The organism is Pseudomonas brassicae, assembly GCF_010671725.1.
Lineage (GTDB): Bacteria > Pseudomonadota > Gammaproteobacteria > Pseudomonadales > Pseudomonadaceae > Aquipseudomonas > Aquipseudomonas brassicae.
The window spans coordinates 16,141-31,532 of sequence record NZ_JAAHBU010000324.1 but is presented as its reverse complement, the minus strand read 5'-3'; the positions used below and the strand labels follow the sequence as shown (position 1 = coordinate 31,532).

The window sequence follows — 15,392 nt, the reverse complement described above, 5'->3', positions numbered from 1 at the left end:
GCAGGAGCCGGCCTGGCCGGCGAAGTGTCTAGCGGTTGGTGGCAATCCAGATCAGCAACCCGGCCTGGAACACCGCGAAGGCCACCAGGCAGGTGATGGTAAAGCGCAGCCCGCTGTCCTCGCGGCGGTACTGGTTGACCCGCTCGTCGCGTTCGCGCAACTGCGCTTCCTTCTCCTGCAGGTTCTGTTCGGCCTGCTGCAGCATGGCTGCCGCATCCAGAATCTCCACCTTGTGCACCTTGTCGGTGTTCCAGCCACCCTTGAGCTGCCCCGCCTGTACTTCCACGCAACGCCCCTTCAGGTGCTGGGCATCGGCGTACTCTACGTCCATCCCATGGCTGCGCAGCACATGGTCACGGCGCAGGCGTGTGTCTTCGTTCAGCGCGTCCTTGTTGGCCAGGGCCATGCCCTCGACACGGTAATGCGACCACTTGCGCTGCACCCACTGCACCGCCTGAGCCAGCAGGAAGCGCCCCAGCCCGCGGCTGACCGGTTCGATCTGCAAGCCGCTGTCCGGCTTGATCCTGATCTGATGCAGTTCGTGGTCGACCCAGATATCCAGGTGGTTCTGTTCCTTGCGTACCTTCTGCCCAGGCAGGCGCACTTCCATGCGCAGCAGGCTGTGGGTCTTGCTGTGGCGCTCGGCGAAACCGTACTGCACGAAGCGCAGCGGCCGCGCACCGATGTTGCGGTCGGTGGGCAGCGGGGCCAGGCGCAGCATCTGGAAATGCTCGGGCGCAACGTCCGCCCACGGCAGCGGGGCAGCTTCGGGAGCTTCTTCGGTCGCGTCTTGGGCGTCCTGGGGAGTGGCTTCAGTCATCACGGCGGTCCTCTTGTGCGCAGCAGGCTGGTCGCAAGAGCGATGCCAGCACCGGCTTATCGGCCGCTTCGGTCAAGACTGGAGATACAATTTGCGCCAATTCGCCTCACGCCGCCGGCAATCGACGAATGAAGGCGACGATCCGCTCACCCAGGGCGCTGGCCAGTGGCAGTTGCGGATTGCTGTAGCTGTCGCGCTGTGCGCTCATGTCGCGCGGGCTGATGCGCAGCATGTGGTTCATGCCGTCGATCAGCGCAAGCTCTGCGTCCGGCTTGGCGGCCTGCAGGCGCTCGGCGTCTTCGACATCCACCTGCACGTCGTTGCGGCCCTGCACGATCAAGGCCGGCAGGTGCAGGCGGGCAAACGCGGCGGCCGGGTCCTGGCGGAACAGCGAGATCAGGTACGGCTGCACGCTGGGGCGGAACACGTCACGCAGGGCGGCGGGTACCTGCGGGCTCAGTTGGCCGGCCTTGAGCTGCTCGATCACACGCTCGCCCTGCAGGCGTTCCTGCGGTGGCAGGCGCTCGCTCAACTGCTCGCGCAGCACCTGGTCGACCGGGCGACCGCTGCCGGCCAGCGAGATCACTGCACTGGCACCTGCCTGCTCGGCGGCCAGGCTGGCGATCAGCGCGCCCTCGCTATGCCCCAGCACGATCAGGTTGCCAAAGCGCTGGTCGCTGCGCAGTGCCTGGCCCCAGGCCACGGCGTCGGCCACGTAGCGCTCCACGCTCAGGTTGCGTTCATCCGGGGTTGCCGGCCGGCTTGCGGCGACCCCGCGCTTGTCATAGCGCACACTGGCGATGCCCTGGTTGGCCAGCAGCAGTGCCAGACGCTTGAGGTTGTCGATGCGCCCGCCCGCCGGGTTGTTGCCGTCACGGTCGGTGGGGCCGGAGCCGGCGATGATCAGCACCACCGGCGGCGGCGTGTCGCTGCGCGGCAACAGCAGGCTGCCGTGCAGCGTGCCCGCCCCGGTATCCAGGCTGATCGGGCGCTGCAGCACCGTGGGGGCCGCCTGGGCCAGGCCGGTGAACAACAGAAACAGCAGGGCGGTTGTGCGCAGCATCATCAGGCCACTATCGAAACGAGGTGGCGTTTGGACCCGGCCCGCGGCATTAGGTTCGCCGTCGCAGGTGAACTAAGGGTATACCCTGCGTATACTGATTGGCTTGTTACCAACCCGTTAAAAAGCTGATCGCGGAGCGTCCTGCATGTCCGGCAATACCTACGGCAAGCTGTTCACTGTCACCACCGCTGGCGAAAGCCATGGCCCGGCGTTGGTCGCCATTGTGGATGGCTGCCCCCCCGGCCTGGAGATTTCGCTGGCCGACCTGCAGCACGATCTGGACCGGCGCAAGCCCGGCACCAGCCGGCACACCACCCAGCGTCAGGAGCCCGACGAGGTCGAGATCCTCTCGGGGGTCTTCGAGGGCCGTACCACCGGTTGCGCCATCGGCCTGCTGATTCGCAACACCGACCAGAAGTCCAAGGACTACTCGGCGATCAAGGACCTGTTCCGCCCGGCCCACGCCGACTACACCTACCACCACAAGTACGGCGAGCGTGACTACCGTGGCGGCGGCCGCAGTTCGGCGCGCGAAACCGCCATGCGCGTGGCGGCCGGTGCCATCGCGAAAAAGTACCTGGCCAGCCAGGGCATTCGCATTCGTGGCTACATGAGCCAGCTGGGCCCGATCGAAATTCCGTTCAAGACCTGGGCGTCGGTGGAGCACAATGCCTTCTTCAGCCCCGACCCGGACAAAGTGCCGGAGCTGGAGGCCTACATGGACCAGCTACGGCGTGACCAGGACTCGGTGGGTGCCCGGATCACCGTGGTTGCCGAGGGCGTGATGCCCGGTTTGGGCGAGCCGATCTTCGACCGCCTCGACGCCGAGCTGGCCCACGCGCTGATGAGCATCAATGCGGTCAAGGGGGTCGAGATCGGTGCCGGTTTTGCCAGCGTCGCGCAGCGCGGCACCGAACACCGCGACGAACTGACCCCCGAAGGCTTCCTCAGCAACAATGCCGGCGGCATTCTGGGCGGTATTTCGTCCGGCCAGCCCATCGTTGCGCACCTGGCGCTCAAACCCACCTCCAGCATCACCACCCCAGGCCGCTCGATCGATGTCGACGGCAACCCGGTGGAGGTGATCACCAAGGGTCGTCACGATCCGTGCGTGGGCATCCGTGCCACACCGATTGCCGAGGCGATGATGGCCATCGTGCTGATGGATCACCTGCTGCGTCACCGTGGGCAGAACGCCGATGTACGGGTCGGCACGCCGGTGCTGGGCCAGTTGTAATGCGCCCACGCGTCGCCTGCGCCGCGGCTCGCTGAGCCGTGGCGCCCATTCCTTACTGGCGGCTGTCCAGTTTCTACCTGTTCTACTTTGCCCTGCTGGGTTCGACCGCGCCGTTTCTGGCGTTGTATTTCGATCACCTGGGGTTCTCCAGTGCGCGCATAGGCGAGCTGGTGGCAATCCCCATGCTGATGCGCTGCGTGGCACCTAACCTGTGGGGCTGGCTGGGTGACCGCAGCGGCCAGCGTCTGCTGATCGTACGGCTCGGCGCCCTGTGCACGCTGGCAAGTTTTTCGCTGATTCTCGTGGCCAAGAGCTATGCCTGGCTGGCGCTGGTGATGGCGTTGCATGCGTTCTTCTGGCACGCGGTGCTGCCGCAGTTCGAGGTCATCACGCTGGCGCACCTGCAAGGGCAGACCGCGCGCTACAGCCAGGTGCGCCTGTGGGGGTCGATCGGTTTCATCCTGACTGTGGTGGCGCTGGGGCGGCTGTTCGAATGGCTGAGCCTGGACATCTACCCGATGGCGCTGGTGGTGATCATGGCCGGCATCGTGCTGGCCAGCCTCTGGGTGCCTAACGCGCAGCCCCCGGGCCAGCACGAACGCGCCAATGGCGGCGGCTTCCTCAAGCAACTGGCCAGCCCCGGTGTGGCGGCATTCTATGTGTGCGTGGCGTTGATGCAACTGAGTCACGGGCCGTATTACACCTTCCTCACCCTGCACCTGGAACGCCTGGGCTACCTGCGTGGCACCATCGGTATGCTGTGGGCGCTGGGGGTGGTGGCCGAGGTGCTGATGTTCCTGGCCATGAGCTGGATCCTGGCGCGGTTCTCGTTGCGGCGTGTGCTGTTGGCCAGCTTCGTGCTGGCGGCGTTGCGCTGGTTGTTGCTGGGCGGTTTTGCCGAGCACCTGGGCGTGCTGCTGGTTGCGCAACTCTTGCATGCCGCCACGTTCGGCAGTTTTCATGCCGCCGCGATTGCCTTCGTGCAGCGCAGCTTCGGCGCGCGTCAGCAGGGCCAGGGCCAGGCGTTGTACGCGGCGCTGGCCGGCACTGGCGGCGCCTTGGGCGCCTTGTATTCGGGCTACAGCTGGAATGCGCTGGGCGCCACCACCACCTTTAGTATTGCCAGCGTCGCGGCGCTGGCCGCAGCCGTTATCATTGCGATTCGAATGAAAGAGGACAAGGCCCCATGAGTTGCCTGAGCGTGTATCACCAGTCCACCCCGGACATCCCCAACAAGGTGCTGACCCACCTTGAAGACATCGCCGCGACACTGGCCGAGCATGGGGTGCGGTTCGAGCGCTGGTCGGCGCAGGCGCCCGTGCAGGCAGGTACCGGGCAGGACGGGGTGCTGGCGGCCTACCGCGGGCCCATCGACAGGCTGATGACCGAACGTGGCTATCGCCACGTCGATGTCATCAGCACCCGTGGTGAGCAAGCCATCGAGCTGCTCGACGAGCACACCTACGATGAAGACCTGGTGCGTTTCTTCGCGGCCGGACGTGGCCAGATCAGTGTGCGTGCGGGGGAGTATGTGTATGCCGTGTACTGCGAGAAGGGCGACCTGATCGTGGTGCCAGCGGGTACACGGGTATGGATCGATGGCGGCGAACATCCGCATTGCGTGGCGGTGAGGCTGTTCAATCAGCCGCAAGGGTTGGTTGCCCGCTTGACCGGTGACAAGGTGGCGCAAGGTTTTGCGCGGTTGGACGACTGAGCGCGGCCCTCCATTCGCTGACAAGCCTGCTCCTCCACGCACCACGCCGGTTTTCAGAGCGGTGGAGCAGCTGTGGGAGCTGGCTTGCCAGCGAAGGCCGCGATGCGGTCAACGGTAGGTCGGCAACGCAAACCGCTGCTGGCTCTGCAGCATCGAAATCACCGGCAACTCGCTGGCCTGCTCGGCCAGGTCACGGCGGATCGCGCTGATCGCCCAGGACAACTGTTCTGCACTGTGCAGTTGGCCGTACGAGATCGAGCGTTTGACCTGCTTGCCATCGGCTGCACGCAATGTCAGCAGTACACCGCCATCGGGGCGGGCCTGGGTCGCGACGTCGTAGGCGGAAAATACCGAGGCAAATTTTTGCTGGATGAGGTCCATATCAGCTCCTGACTGTTGTGTGGCAGACATGGAGTGATGGTTGCAGCGACCGTGCCAGCTATTTCAATATAAAAAATCCTTTTAAAACAATGCTTTATGCATTTTTGTGCATGGGCGTGTCGTGCATTGTGCATGGTCGTGCAGTTTGCACAGTGCATTTTGCAGGGTGGGCTGGCCAATAGATTTGCTCTGTCACGCCCATGGGCGATGCCGAGTTGACCTTGCGCGCTGTCTGACAAAGACTTGGGCTCTACCGCAGCCAGGAGGTTCCCCATGTCCGACCCACACGCCCCAACCCCCATGAACGATGACGAAGCCGCAGCGTTTGCCGAAGAGGTCTTCGACCGTGCACGCAAGGGCGATGCCGACATGCTGGGCCGTTTGCTGGAAAAGGGGCTGCCGGTCAACCTGCGCAACGGCAATGGCGATACCCTGCTGATGCTGGCCAGCTACCACGGCCATCTGGCGGCGGTGTCGGTATTGCTCGCGCATGGTGCCGACCCGCAGTTGCCCAACGACAAGGGTCAGTTGCCCATCGCCGGCGCTGCGTTCAAGGGTAACCAGGCCATGCTCGAGTTGCTGGTGGAGCAGGGCGCGGCGATCGATGGCGCCGCGGCGGACGGGCGCACCGCATTGATGCTGGCGGCCATGTTCAATCGCACGGCGATCGTGGCGTACCTGCTGGGCAAAGGCGCGAACCCCGAGCACCGTGATGCACAGGGCACTACCGCGCTGGTCGCCGCGCAAACCATGGGTGCGGTGGATACTGCGGCCCAGTTGCAGGCGCTGGCCGGCTAACCCCTCGGGGGCGTTTGCGGCTATCCTTGGCGACTTTTTTCCGCGTCGCAAGGCCCCCGTCATGAAAAATCAACTGGTCGAACTCATCGGCAAAATCAGCTCCGGCTGCCTCGCCGACGCCGACATCGAGCGCATTGCCGACGAAGCCGCCCAGGCCTACGCCGACCCGCGAGGGTTCCTGGCGGCCAACCCCGACATCAACTACGACGACAGCTTCCCGATCCCGCTGGGTGAATGGGTGGTGGTCGGCAGCCTGCCCGAGACCGTGCTGTTCCAGGCGGACAGCTACAGTGACCTGTTCCAGCAGATCACCGACTCGTTCGGCAAGGACGTTGCCTTCAACATCAAACCCAAGCAACTGGTCAAGGTCGAGGCGCTCACCGCGCTCAACCGTATCCAGGTGCAGATGGGCAGCATGAACAAGGACAACGGCGGCTACGTCCTGCTCAACTTCAGCCAGTTGCTCGATGACGAGTTGCAGATGGTGCTGGTGTACGGCAATGACCTGCCGCGCGTGCTCGAACTGTGCGCCGAGGTGGGCATCAGCGCAGCGCCTGCGCTGGAGGCGCTGCGGGTCGCGGTGCACGTCTAGCCAAGGGCGGTATCGAGAAACATCATGACCGCAAAGCCGCCCATCAGGCCCAGGGTGGCAGAAGTCTGGTGGCCGTTGCGGTGGGTTTCCGGGATCACTTCGTGGGATACCACAAAGATCATCGCGCCCGCCGCCAGCCCCATGCTCACCGGGTAGGCGATGGCAAAACCGGTGGAAATGCCCAGGCCGATGACTGCGCCGATCGGCTCCATCAAGCCCGAGCCGATTGCCACCAGCGCCGCCTTGAGGTTGGACAGGCCGGTGGCGCGCAGGGCCAGGGCCACCGCCAGCCCTTCGGGAATGTCCTGGATGGCAATGGCGCTGGTCAGCGGCAGCCCGACATTGAGGTCACCAGTGGCGAAGCTCACGCCGATGGCCATGCCTTCGGGCAGGTTGTGCAGGGTGATCGCCAGCACGAACAACCACACTCGATTGATGCGCTCCGATTGCGGGCCGCACGGGCCGGTGCTTTCATGTTCGTGCGGGGTGAACCGATCCAGTCCGAGCATCAGCAGCACCCCCAGGCCCATGCCGACCACCACGGTGAGCGCGGCAAAGGGGCCGTTGCCGGTGATCTCGCGGGCTGCCTCCAGGCCAGGCAGTATCAGCGAGAAGGAGCTGGCGGCGAGCATCATGCCCGCGGCGAAGCCGAGCATCACGTCCTGCGCGCGGGTGCTGACGTCACGCAGTACCACGGCCAGCACTGCCCCCAGTGCGGTGGCGGCGAAGCCGGCCAGGCCGCCGAGCATGGCCATCTGCAGGTTGTCCTTGTTGTCGCCGTGTAGCGCATTCCAGGCACTGGCCAGCAGCAAGCCAAGTACCGCCAGCAGGCTCAGGCCAAGGCCGGCACTGAGCCAGGGGGCGTTTTGCGCCTGCTGCAGCCAGGCGCTCCACAGTGAGGGTGGGCTGGTGTCGCTGTGGGCGGGGGGCATGGCAGACCTCTGTCGGGCAAATCGATAAGCCGAGTGTAAGCAGTACGGCGTAGTGCTGACGAACGATTTGCCTCTATGGCCGTGATAGCCAGCTACGCTGTGTGGCAGGTGCACTCATGGGAGTATCGGCATGGGATCTACGTTCAATGGGCTGGTGGGCCTGATCATCCTGGCGTTGGATATCTGGGCGATCATCAATGTGATCAAGAGCGGGGCCAGCGGTGGGGCCAAGGTGTTGTGGATCTTGCTGATCCTGCTGTTGCCGGTGCTGGGGCTGATCATCTGGGCGATTGCCGGGCCCAGGGGCAACGTAAAGCTCTAGCAAGGCCTGTAGGCACCAGCTTTGCTGGCCAGGGCGCGACGCGGTCTGTCAGATCAACCAGGCGCCTTCAAGCTGGAGCAACTGCTGCTTGCGCTCCAGCCCCCCGGCGAACCCGGTCAGGCTGCCATCGCTGCCGATCACCCGATGGCAGGGCACGATCACTGCGACCGGGTTGGCACCGTTTGCCGTGCCCACTGCGCGAATGGCCTTGGGGCGGCCGATCGTGTTCGCAGCTGCGCATAGCTGGTGGTGGTGCCATAAGGTATCTGCTGCAAAGCCCACCAGACCGCCCGCTGAAATTCGGTGCCGCGTGGCGCCAGGGTCAGCTCGAAGCGCTGGCGCCTGCCCTCGAAGTAGTCGTCCAGTTGACGTGCCACCTCGTCCAGTTGCCCGCCAGCGGGCTGCCAGCGCTCATCCAGTGCCCATGGGTGCGCGCTGTCCATGTGCAGCAGATGCAGGCCCTGCGCATCGCCGGCCAGCAACAATTGGCCAATGGGGCTGGGGTGATAACGAAAATGCATCAAGGCTGTCTCCGGACACGTGCAGCCCCAACCATACCGCATCCTCGCGCTCAGGTTCGAGCCCGGCCCTCAACAGAATTTTCACATCCGATTGCCGACAATCCGCGCGCGCAATTATCTGTTCGTCCAAGGGCCTCGCAACGCCCGGGCGTTTAGGGCAAATTAAGCTGTTTTGCTGCGGCTTCACTGCAGTGCCCTCATAAAAATCTGAATCCTAGGGATCTCCCAATCCATGGCTAACACGGATGCCTTGAGTCATCAGCGGGCCGCCTCGCGCCCGCTGCTGCAACCAACGCTCAAATCACACCTTGCCTACACCTTGCTGTGCGGCCTGGTGATCATGCTGATGCTTAGCCTGGTGCGCCTTGCGCTGCTGCTCTACAACAGCGACATGATCGGCGACACGCCGCTCGCCACCGTGGCTGAAGGCTTTCTGAACGGCCTGCGCTTCGACTTGCGGGTGGTGGTTTACCTGAGCATCCCGTTGCTGTTGGCGATCCTCAGCGCGCGCGCCATGGCTGCACGCGGCCTGTTCCGCCTGTGGCTGACGGCAGCGTCCAGCGTGGTGATGTTCCTCGGCCTGATGGAGATGGACTTCTATCGCGAGTTCCACCAGCGCCTCAACGGCCTGGTATTCCAGTACGTGAAGGAAGACCCCAAGACCGTGCTGAGCATGCTCTGGTACGGCTTCCCGGTGGTGCGCTACCTGCTGGCCTGGGCCTTTGGCACCTGGCTGCTGAGCCTGCTGTTCAAGGGTATCGACCGCATGACCCGCCCGCGTGACGCCTACTCCAGCCGTGTTGCCGGCCTGCGCAGCGTGGCGCCGTGGTACATGCGCGCGGTGGTGTTCGTGGTAATTCTGCTGGTGGCAGTGATTGCCGCGCGCGGTACCCTGCGCCAGGGCCCGCCGATGCGCTGGGGTGATGCCTTCACCACCGACTCCAACTTCGTCAACCAGCTGGGCCTCAATGGCACCCTGACCCTGATCGATGCCGCCCATAGCCGCTTTGGTGAAGACCGCGCCAATGTCTGGAAGGCCACCGTCAAGCAGGAAGAAGCCACGCAGGTCGTGCGTGACCTGGTGCTCACCGAGCACGATCAGTTGGTGGACGCCGACAGCGCAGCGATCCGCCGCGACTTCAATCCACCGGCGGCCAATAGCCTGCCGATCAAGAACGTCGTGGTGATCCTGATGGAGAGCTTCGCCGGGCATTCCGTCGGCGCCCTGGGCAGCACCACCAACATCACGCCGTACTTCGACAAGCTGGCCAAGGAAGGGCTGCTGTTCGATCGCTTCTTCTCCAACGGTACGCATACCCACCAGGGCATGTTCGCCACCATGGCCTGCTTTCCCAACCTGCCGGGCTTCGAGTACCTGATGCAGACCCCTGAAGGCAGCCACAAACTGTCGGGCCTGCCGGCCTTGCTCAGTGCCCGCGACTATGACGACGTGTACGTCTACAACGGTGACTTTGCCTGGGACAACCAGTCCGGGTTCTTCGGCAACCAGGGCATGACCACCTTCATCGGCCGCAACGACTTCGTCAACCCGGTGTTCTCCGACCCGACCTGGGGCGTGTCCGACCAGGACATGTTCGATCGCGGCGCGCAGGAGCTGGCGCACACCTATGGCAAGAAACCGTTCTATGCCTTGCTGCAGACCCTGTCCAACCACACCCCGTACGCCTTGCCCAAGGACTTGCCGGTCGCACCGGTCACCGACCAGGGGCGCCTGAACGAGCACCTGACCGCCATGCGCTATTCCGACTGGGCGCTGGGCCAGTTCTTCGAGAAAGCGCGCAAGGAGCCTTACTTCAAGGAAACGCTGTTCGTTATCGTCGGCGACCACGGCTTTGGCAATGCACAGCAGGTTACCGAACTCGACCTGGGCCGCTTCAACGTGCCGCTGCTGCTGATTGCACCGGGTATCCAGGAGAAGTTCGGTGCGCTCAACCACACCGTCGGTACCCAGGTCGACATCGTGCCGACCATCATGGGCCGCCTGGGTGGCGAAACCCGCCAGCAATGCTGGGGGCGTGACCTGCTCAACCTGCCGGCGGGCGATCAGGGCTTCGGCATGATCAAGCCGTCGGGCAGCGAGCAGGTCGTTGGCCTGGTGCAGGGTGATCGTATCCTGATCCAGTCCAAGGACATGGCGCCACGCCTGTATCGCTACCAGTTGGGGGCCAACTTCAAGGCCGAGGTGATTGAAAGCCCCGACCAGGCGCAGTTGAGCCGGCAACTGGAGTCCTATATCCAGACCGCGACCAAGAGCCTGCTCGACAATACCGCCGGTGTGACCCACAGCACGCCGCAGTAACGCCCTGGCGTTGTACTGAACAGGACCCCGGCTTGCTGGGGTCTTGGCTTTTAGGGCAATGGGTGATCAAATCACGCGCCTCAGCCAGAGGGGCCTCGATTGCGCCCCGCAAAAAGGATCTTTGCGTGCGTGTGTTGGTGCTGTTCGCTTGTCTGTTCCATTCGATCTGCGCGCTGGCGGATACCGCATCGCCTGGCCCCGACTCTGCCAGAGAGTGCGTGGGACGTTCCGGGCTGGTGGTGCCAAGCAGCCTGCAATGGCAACTGAGTGGCGGCGCTCGCCTGGGCGTGCCGTTTGCCCGGTTCATGCCGGGTGGTGATACGTGGCAGGTCGACTACGGTACGCCGGCATTCGCCGGGCAAGCGCACCTGGTCACGATCGATGTGAGCCCGCTGACTACCCGTACGCAGTTCGAGCGCCTCAAGGGCACCCTGGTGCTGAGCCGGGCCGATGCGCAAGGTGAGTACAACCTGGCCGAGCAGACACGCGTCCGCCACCTGATGACCCCGTACCTCAAGGCCCACAAGCCAAGCGAGTACTACGCCTTGAACGAAAGGTACAAGCAGCTTGCGCGTACCTTTGAACGTATCCACAAGATCCCCGGTGAAAGGGCAGCGCTGGAGGCGATGATCGCCGACTTCGCCGCCAAGGCTTGGCCAATCGATACGCTGCAGGCGCGACTTCAGCGGCTGCACGACGAAGACGTGGGGTATCCGCTCTCCGATCGTTTCAAGTGGCAGCAACTGCCGGACTTTGGCCTGGAGGATGGCTATGCGGTGTTCAACTCGGGTGAGCTGAGCGTGGTGCTGTGGCGCCAGTCGCGGGTGTACAAGCTGAGCTTCGGCTACACCGAACGCGGTATCAGCGATGACGAGGCGCTGCAGCGGCTGGACCCTCACGTGCGCCGTCTGCTTGGCGCCTTGCGTCCGCGCGCGGCGTTCGAAGTGCCTCGCCAGCCGGGCGTATGCCTGCCATTCGGCTTCCTGGCAGACGACGGCACACCGCCCTATGCGGTGCGCGTCGCCTGGTTCGGGCGGCACCAGGAGGCGCTTCGCTACGACCTGCAGGTAGCCAGCCAGCCGCTGCGAGAACAGTTCGAGGCCCAGCGGGCCGCCGACCTGTCGCTGGATCGCAGCGCCTTCCCCCGACGCGAGCAACTGCCCGAGCGGCAGTTCCGGCTAGGGCAGATGAGCATCCTGCAAACCACCACGCTGACCAAGTGGTACCTCGAACACGATACGGATCGCCGCGAGACGTTCCAGCTGCGGGCAGCGCACCTGGGTGACACGCCCGTGCCTTCGATGATCCTGCAGCTACACCAGTTGCACAGCCGCGAGGGGCTGAGCCTGAGGCTGTTGGAGGCAGAGACCGTCGACATACTGGGGCAGGTATACGCCCTGCCGAACGCACCACAGGTAGCACAGAAAGGTAAACGCACATGAAGTCTTCGCACGTGAGTTGGATTTGGCTGGCCTTGCTCGCAGCGCCCCTGTCAGCGCTGGCCGCGCCGCCAGCGGATTACCAGACGCCACGAGGCTGGCGCACCGAGTGCATGGGGCGGGTGCAGTTCGACGTGCCCAAGGAGATTGCCTGGCATCTTGTGGGTGGCTACTGGCAAAAGCCGGACTTCGAGCCGATCAGCCCCACCCTCACTCTCGGTGACCAGCAGGTCGTGTATGGCGAGGGGCTTACGCCCGACCAGCCCTACCTGGTGAAGATCGAAGTCAGCCCCGTGTCGAACCGTAACGTGTTTGATCGCCTGCAGCTTGTCCACGGGCCTGATCGCGGCGCGGCGCAGACGCGCGTGGTTCAGGCGCAGATCGAGGCGCTGCAGGCCAGGATCGACGCGAAAAAGGCTAAAAAACAGGACTATTCCGCGCTGCTGGACCAGCGTAGCGACCTGGAGGAGACCGTCACCCGTATCCGCTGGGTGAGTACCGAGTTGTTCGTGCTCAACGACATGATCCGCGAGTTCACGCCGCAGGGGCGCCCCACCGTCAAGCTGGAGGCCGAACGCGCAGCCTATCTGGAGGAACAGGCCAAGTGGCCGACCGATGCGCTGTTCGAGCAGGAGCGCTTTCTGGAGCTGGGGATGGCGGATTCGTTCGCTGACTGGACGCCGGGCACGTTGAAGGCCTACCTGTGGCGCAACCAGCGCATCTATCGCTTTGTGTTCAATGCCGGGCCGGACGCTTCTGGCGCGCCGGCGTCGCTGGAGCGTGTAGAGCCGAAGGCGCGCGCCTTGCTCGCCGCCTTTCGAACGCGCGAGCAATACCAAATCCCGCAGCAAAGCGGCTTCTGCCTGCCATTCGGCTTCATTGCCGACGATGGCGCCGCGCCTCATTCGATCACCCTGGGCTTCAGCCCCGTGAACAACCCGCACCTGCCGCACCGGCTGAGCATGGGGGGCGAGTACCGCAAAGGCGCCGACTTGATGCGCAAGCTGTTGGAACAGGTGGGCGACCGCCGTTTTCCGATTCTCGTCCAGACCGACGTATTCGGTCCCTTGCGCGTGCCGCTGGGCGCCGTGTACGGCAGCCTCGAGGGTGCGGGCTACTATGCCCAGGATGCGTACCAGAAACCGGTCGACTACCAAACCTTCACCCTCACCGTCGACGCGCCTCCCAGCGAGTATCAGCCCAGCGTGGGGCTGACGGTGCTCGACGATCACTCCCAGCCGGCGCTGACGTACGCGTCTGTACAGGCCGATGTACTGCTGACCTTGAAAAGCATACGGGCGCTGCCGGGCGGCCATCGCTTCGAGCCCCAGCCCGACTGAACAACCGCCGCGGCGCGGGGTCAACGGAAGGTAAGGCTGATTCACCCTGAGTTGCGTCACTGAGGAGAATCCAATGAAAGCGTGGGAAATTACCTTTGTCGATCAAAAGGGCGAAAGGACCTCGCTGCCGTTTACCGCCGAGCAACAGCCCAGCATTGAAGAGGCTGCGCGGCTGATCCGTACCCACCTGTTTCCCGTCATGGCCGAACTCGATCTCAACGATTTCCAGGACCGCGTCACCTCGCCCACTGCCAAGTGGCTCAAGGAGCAGAGCGGGGTGGAGATCACCTCGATTGCCGAGAAGCCCTGAACGTGTTTGTCACTGGCATACCAGGCTGAATGGCGCTAGGCTGCTGGCAGGGTCACGTTCAAATGCCTGATCGGCCCTGTTTCCCTTCAAACCATCGCTGCACCCGCTGCATCCGCTCGAATTGCCCACTGTCGTCCCGCGTGGTGGGCAAGTGCATAACGCACTGAAAGTCTATCCATCGCGACGAGGAGGACGATTCATGAGCAGTCAGTACGAGGACATCAGCAGCACGGTTTTACGCCGCATGAAAGAAGGCGGCTTCGATTTTGCGCAAATCCATCCTATCGAGTTCTATGCGGTATTCCCGGACGAGGAGCGGGCGCGCAGGGCAGCAGGACAGTTCCGTGGCGAGTCGCTCAGCGCCCAGGTGCGCGAGAGTGACGAGGGCTGGCAACTGGAATTGAGCAAGGTGATGTATGCCACCTACGGCGGGATAGGCGAGTTCGAGCATGATTTCGAAATTGCCATATCGCCGCTGGGCGGTGAGATCCAGGGCTGGGGCGTGAAACAGGAGCGATTGCTGGCCTGAGCCCTGGCAGATGTGTACGGGGCGGCCTGCCGCCCCTTGCTTGCTCCCCCCCTTTTTTCTGCCGCTGGCTCAGGGCTTGCGCGTGGCCATGTGCGCCAGGTAGCTCAGCAAGTGTTCGAGCTCGTCATTGCTGATCACTGTTTCGGCAAAGCCCGGCATGCGCCCCTGTGGCCAGTGGCGCAGGCTCTGCGGGTCACGGATGTAGCGGCGCAGGAGCGCGGGCTGAAAGTACTCGGTAGGGTTGTAGGGCAGGTTCAGGTCCGGGCCAAACTGCGCGTCACCGGCGCCATTGAGCCGATGGCAGGCCAGGCAGTGTTTCTGGAACAGCGCGAAGCCGTGGTTGATCGGGTCGTCATTGCGTAGCTGCGGTGCCGGGCGCAATGCCGGGAAGCGTTCGGCCACCGGCTTGAGGCGGCGGATGCTGGCAACCTGAAACGGCCATTGCTCCGGGCTGATCCGGCCTGCCTCGGGATGCGTCCACACCAGGTAGAAGGGCCCCGCGCTGCCTTTGCCCTGGCTGAGCGGCGGCCACGGCCGGGTCGGGTCCTCCACGGCCAGCCAGGCCTGTGCCGGGCCATCTTTGAGCAATGCCGCGGCGGGCATCTCGGCGGCAAAGCCATCCAGTGCCACGGCCTGCAGGTGGTCCTCGGGCCTCACCCCCTCCAGCAGCACGGCCAAGGGGACGGCGCGGTACTGCATGGCCTTCTTGTAGGACACATCGTGGTCGACGCGGATAGTCTGCGCCTGTGGGTGCTCCAGCAGTTGGGCCGTGGCCCACTGGCGCGTGCCGTCGCCCAGCTCCAGGGTCAATTGCGCCGCCTGCAATGGCAGGCTCAGCAGCAACAGCAGGGCAAGGCAATCACGACGCATGGCCAATCTCCAACCTTCGAGGTCGGCAGCATACACCAGGCAGGACGTGGCGCCGGGCTGCGGGAGGCGTTGGCTCAGCCGAACAGGCGCGTGAGATTGGGCACGATCAACAACAGTGTGGTCGCAAAAAGAATGAGCCCGGCTTGACGTACTTTCGATTGTTTGAACATGGCTGACTGCCTTTTTTGTTGTTATTCCTGAGTG

16 protein-coding genes and 1 pseudogene are annotated in these 15,392 nt (G+C 64.0%); 11 read left to right on the top strand and 6 right to left on the bottom strand.

Going from position 1 to position 15,392, the window contains the following annotated elements; all coding sequences use genetic code 11:
• Positions 1-28: 28 nt before the first annotated feature.
• Together G3436_RS20390 and G3436_RS20385 are read right to left on the bottom strand one after the other, a co-directional pair.
• Positions 29-820: a hypothetical protein gene (locus G3436_RS20390; RefSeq protein WP_163948697.1), complete on the bottom strand. Its 792-nt coding sequence runs from the start codon at positions 818-820 to the stop codon at positions 29-31.
• 106 nt (positions 821-926) lie between these two features.
• Positions 927-1,886 carry an alpha/beta hydrolase gene (locus G3436_RS20385; RefSeq protein ID WP_163948695.1) on the bottom strand — a complete coding sequence of 320 codons (960 nt, stop codon included), beginning with the start codon at positions 1,884-1,886 and terminating at the stop codon, positions 927-929.
• A 142-nt stretch (positions 1,887-2,028) separates the two neighbouring features.
• On the opposite strand from G3436_RS20385, the gene aroC reads away from it, so the two are divergent.
• Genes aroC through G3436_RS20370 form a run of 3 tightly spaced genes read left to right on the top strand, consistent with a single transcriptional unit; the run spans position 2,029 to position 4,834 of the window.
• Complete coding sequence (gene aroC / locus G3436_RS20380; RefSeq protein ID WP_163948693.1) at positions 2,029-3,120, top strand: chorismate synthase; 1,092 nt, start codon at positions 2,029-2,031, stop codon at positions 3,118-3,120.
• A 38-nt stretch (positions 3,121-3,158) separates the two neighbouring features.
• Positions 3,159-4,310: an MFS transporter gene (locus G3436_RS20375; protein ID WP_163948691.1), complete on the top strand. Its 1,152-nt coding sequence runs from the start codon at positions 3,159-3,161 to the stop codon at positions 4,308-4,310.
• Entirely contained in the window at positions 4,307-4,834 is a 528-nt protein-coding gene (locus G3436_RS20370) for a 1,2-dihydroxy-3-keto-5-methylthiopentene dioxygenase (RefSeq protein ID WP_163948689.1), read from the top strand. The genes G3436_RS20375 and G3436_RS20370 overlap by 4 nt, the downstream gene beginning before the upstream one ends.
• Positions 4,835-4,942: 108 nt before the next feature.
• Here G3436_RS20370 and G3436_RS20365 read toward each other — a convergent pair whose 3' ends face one another.
• Entirely contained in the window at positions 4,943-5,215 is a 273-nt protein-coding gene (locus G3436_RS20365; RefSeq protein WP_163948688.1) for a DUF3509 domain-containing protein, read from the bottom strand.
• Between the two features lie 273 nt (positions 5,216-5,488).
• Between G3436_RS20365 and G3436_RS20360 the strand changes: the two genes are divergently transcribed.
• A complete protein-coding gene (locus G3436_RS20360; RefSeq protein ID WP_163948686.1) occupies positions 5,489-6,013 on the top strand; it encodes an ankyrin repeat domain-containing protein in 525 nt (174 codons plus the stop codon).
• A gap of 61 nt (positions 6,014-6,074) precedes the next feature.
• Complete coding sequence (locus G3436_RS20355) at positions 6,075-6,605, top strand: hypothetical protein (protein WP_163948684.1); 531 nt, start codon at positions 6,075-6,077, stop codon at positions 6,603-6,605.
• On the opposite strand, the gene G3436_RS20350 is transcribed toward G3436_RS20355, so the two are convergent.
• A complete protein-coding gene (locus tag G3436_RS20350) occupies positions 6,602-7,537 on the bottom strand; it encodes a ZIP family metal transporter (protein WP_163948683.1) in 936 nt (311 codons plus the stop codon). The two genes, G3436_RS20355 and G3436_RS20350, sit on opposite strands and share 4 nt — an antisense overlap.
• A 130-nt stretch (positions 7,538-7,667) precedes the next feature.
• Here G3436_RS20350 and G3436_RS20345 point away from each other — a divergent pair, with 130 nt between their 5' ends.
• Positions 7,668-7,859 (top strand): PLDc N-terminal domain-containing protein, encoded by a 192-nt coding sequence (locus G3436_RS20345; protein WP_163948681.1) that lies wholly within the window; start codon positions 7,668-7,670, stop codon positions 7,857-7,859.
• A gap of 48 nt (positions 7,860-7,907) precedes the next feature.
• Here the strand turns inward: G3436_RS20345 and G3436_RS20340 are convergent.
• Positions 7,908-8,380 (bottom strand): annotated as a pseudogene (locus tag G3436_RS20340) (methylated-DNA--[protein]-cysteine S-methyltransferase).
• Between the two features lie 232 nt (positions 8,381-8,612).
• On the opposite strand from G3436_RS20340, the gene G3436_RS20335 reads away from it, so the two are divergent.
• The 5 genes from G3436_RS20335 (at position 8,613) to G3436_RS20315 (ending at position 14,318) form a co-directional block, all read left to right on the top strand.
• Positions 8,613-10,700 carry an LTA synthase family protein gene (locus G3436_RS20335; protein ID WP_163948679.1) on the top strand — a complete coding sequence of 696 codons (2,088 nt, stop codon included), beginning with the start codon at positions 8,613-8,615 and terminating at the stop codon, positions 10,698-10,700.
• 125 nt (positions 10,701-10,825) lie between these two features.
• Positions 10,826-12,142: a hypothetical protein gene (locus tag G3436_RS20330; protein ID WP_163948677.1), complete on the top strand. Its 1,317-nt coding sequence runs from the start codon at positions 10,826-10,828 to the stop codon at positions 12,140-12,142.
• Between the two features lie 11 nt (positions 12,143-12,153).
• Positions 12,154-13,479, top strand: coding sequence for a hypothetical protein (locus G3436_RS20325; RefSeq protein ID WP_163948675.1), 1,326 nt, complete (start codon positions 12,154-12,156; stop codon positions 13,477-13,479).
• A 73-nt stretch (positions 13,480-13,552) separates the two neighbouring features.
• On the top strand, positions 13,553-13,789 hold the full coding sequence (locus G3436_RS20320) for a hypothetical protein (RefSeq protein WP_163948673.1): 237 nt from the start codon (positions 13,553-13,555) through the stop codon (positions 13,787-13,789).
• Between the two features lie 199 nt (positions 13,790-13,988).
• A complete protein-coding gene (locus tag G3436_RS20315; RefSeq protein ID WP_163948670.1) occupies positions 13,989-14,318 on the top strand; it encodes a ribonuclease E inhibitor RraB in 330 nt (109 codons plus the stop codon).
• 69 nt (positions 14,319-14,387) lie between these two features.
• Here G3436_RS20315 and G3436_RS20310 read toward each other — a convergent pair whose 3' ends face one another.
• Positions 14,388-15,188, bottom strand: a complete 801-nt coding sequence (locus tag G3436_RS20310; protein WP_163948668.1) for a cytochrome c — start codon at positions 15,186-15,188, stop codon at positions 14,388-14,390.
• Positions 15,189-15,392: the final 204 nt, after the last annotated feature.